The organism is Pseudoroseomonas cervicalis ATCC 49957, assembly GCF_000164635.1.
Taxonomy (GTDB): domain Bacteria; phylum Pseudomonadota; class Alphaproteobacteria; order Acetobacterales; family Acetobacteraceae; genus Pseudoroseomonas; species Pseudoroseomonas cervicalis.
The window spans coordinates 1-2,439 of the sequence record NZ_GG770877.1; the positions used below are offsets into that span (position 1 = coordinate 1).

At 69.4% G+C, this 2,439-nt stretch carries 3 protein-coding genes and 1 tRNA gene; 2 read left to right on the forward strand and 2 right to left on the reverse strand.

Going from position 1 to position 2,439, the window contains the following annotated elements; translation table 11 throughout:
* Window positions 1–94: 94 nt before the first annotated feature.
* Together rodA and HMPREF0731_RS19905 are read left to right on the forward strand one after the other, a co-directional pair.
* Window positions 95–1,240, forward strand: coding sequence for a rod shape-determining protein RodA (gene rodA / locus HMPREF0731_RS19900; RefSeq protein ID WP_040614187.1), 1,146 nt, complete (start codon window positions 95–97; stop codon window positions 1,238–1,240).
* Between the two features lie 77 nt (window positions 1,241–1,317).
* Window positions 1,318–1,393 (forward strand) — tRNA-Lys (locus tag HMPREF0731_RS19905).
* A gap of 119 nt (window positions 1,394–1,512) precedes the next feature.
* Here the strand turns inward: HMPREF0731_RS19905 and HMPREF0731_RS19910 are convergent.
* Both HMPREF0731_RS19910 and HMPREF0731_RS19915 read right to left on the reverse strand, forming a co-directional pair.
* Window positions 1,513–1,722, reverse strand: coding sequence for a hypothetical protein (locus tag HMPREF0731_RS19910; RefSeq protein WP_007006014.1), 210 nt, complete (start codon window positions 1,720–1,722; stop codon window positions 1,513–1,515).
* A 159-nt stretch (window positions 1,723–1,881) separates the two neighbouring features.
* Complete coding sequence (locus HMPREF0731_RS19915; protein ID WP_040614185.1) at window positions 1,882–2,328, reverse strand: DUF2383 domain-containing protein; 447 nt, start codon at window positions 2,326–2,328, stop codon at window positions 1,882–1,884.
* Window positions 2,329–2,439 lie beyond the last annotated feature (111 nt).

Sequence of the window (2,439 nt, forward strand, 5' to 3'; positions counted from 1 at the left end):
CCGCCCGCCCGCCCGGCCGAGCCGCCGCCGCCGCGCCGCTGAGGCCGCGCGCCATGTCCCCGCTTCCCCGCCTGTCCCGGAATTGCCGCCCATGATGGTGTTCGAGCGCCGCCTGCTGACCCGAGACCGCGGCGCCGGCGTGCTGGAGAAGCTCTGGCTGATCCCCTGGAGCTTCGTGCTGCTGCTCTGCGCCGTGGCGGCGGCGGGCTATGTCGCCCTCTATTCCGCCGGCGGCGGCGCGCCCGAGCCCTATGCCAGCCGCCACGCGCTGCGCTTCGGCTTCTGCGTGGTGATGATGCTCTCCATCGCCATGATCGATGTGCGGGTGATCGCCAAGCTGTCCTGGCTGGGCTGGCTGGGCGGGCTCGGCCTGCTGGTGCTGGTGGCGCTGCACGGCCAGGTGGGCAAGGGGGCGCAGCGCTGGATCGAGCTGGGCCCGGTGCAGCTGCAGCCCTCCGAACTGATGAAGATCATGCTGGTGCTGGCGCTCGCCCACTGGTTCCACCGGGCGAGCTGGGAGCGCGTCGGCAACCCGCTCTTCCTGATCCCGCCCATCCTGGCGACGCTGCTGCCGGTCGGGCTGATCCTGAAGCAGCCCAATCTGGGCACCGGGCTGATCACCCTGATGGTGGGCGGCGCGGTGTTCTGGGCGGCCGGCGTGCGCTGGTGGAAATTCGCCATCCTGATCGGCGCCGCCGCCGGCATCGCGCCGATCGCCTATGAGAAGCTGCACGACTACCAGCGCGCCCGCATCCAGACCTTCCTGGACCCGGAGAGCGACCCGCTGGGGGCCGGCTACAACATCATCCAGTCGAAGATCGCCCTCGGCTCGGGCGGGCTATGGGGCAAGGGCTTCCTGCAGGGCACCCAGGGCCACCTGAACTTCCTGCCGGAGAAGCAGACCGACTTCATCTTCACCATGATCTCGGAGGAGTTCGGCCTGGTCGGCGCCCTGGTGGTGCTGGCGCTGCTGGCCCTGGTGGTCTGCTTCGCCCTGCTGGTCGCGCTGCGCTGCCGGCACCAGTATGGCCGGCTGGTGGCGATCGGGCTCGGGGTGAATTTCTTCCTGTATGTCTTCGTCAACATCGCCATGGTCACCGGCAGCATCCCCGTGGGCGGGGTGCCGCTGCCGCTGATCAGCCATGGCGGCTCGGCCATGCTGACCACCATGCTGGGCTTCGGCCTGCTGCTCTCGGTCTGGGTTCACAGAAATGCAGAATTTGGCGCCACGCGCGACTAAAAGGGGTTGCATTCCCCGCCGGACCCGGTAAAAGCCCCCTCACGGACGCGGTGGTGACCAACCACTTCTTCCCGGTGGGGCGCATAGCTCAGTTGGTAGAGCAGCTGACTCTTAATCAGCGGGTCCTAGGTTCGAGCCCTAGTGCGCCCACCACTTTCCCTCCCGATTTCAATACTTCCCAAACGCATCAAGCCAGGCGGAAACGCCGGTGCTTCGGTGCGTTTTGTCATGTCCGGGGCAGGGTGCGCGGCGCCCGCCGGGCGCCGGCGGGATCAGCCGGCCAGCGCCTCGCCGGTCAGCAGATCCCATTCGGCGGCCGCGCGCAGCGCGTCGCGCTTGGCCAGGGCCAGCGAGTTGTAGCTCCGCTCGGCATGGCCATCGAATTCCAGGCTGTAGGGATGCGCGCATCCCACATGCAGCCGGATGCGGATCGGATAGCCGCTCAGGCAGAGGGCGAGGTCGGGCAGCTTCGGGATCCACACCGGGCACGAGGGCCCAGCCGACAGAACCGGCAGCGTGCCGCGCGGGGGGGTTGTCTGCGTCACCGGGGCAGAACAGCAGCTTTGCCGCCCCCGGCGCAATGCTCTTCTGCGTGAGAACGAAGATGGACCGGCGTCGCCGCCGGCCCCGTCCCGCCAGGCTCAGGCGCGAGAGGTCTCGTCCATCCAGGCGCGGTGGCGGCGCTCGTCATGCAGCGCCTGCTCGAAGATGCGCCGCGCCTCGGGCGGCACCGCCTCGTGCTGGCTGGCCCGCTCATAGGCGGTCACCGTGTCCTCCTCGTTGGAGCGCATGGCCTTCAGCGTGGCGCTGTCGCCCAGGATGCTGGCCAGCGCCACCTTGCCGGTGGTCAGCAGCTGCTTGGCGTCGCCCTCGGTCGGGGCCTCGGTGCCGAGGCTGTCGGCCAGCTGGGTCAGCTCCATCACATGCCGGTCGTGGTCCGCCTTGAAGCTGGCGATCTGCTGCTTGTAGGCGGGGTTGTCGAGCCGCGCGATGGTCTGCTCATAGGCGGCGATCGCGTCATGCTCCAGCAGCAGCAGGTTGCGCACCAGCTTGGGGAAGCTGCTCTCGGTGCCGACGGTGGTGACCATGCTCATCTCCTTGTCTTGGGGCGCCGCCAGGCGGCGCGGACAGGCAAGGAACCGGGCCGGGCGCGCAGCGTTCCCGCGCCGTGGCCAGGCATCGCAGCCCGGCCCGCCGGC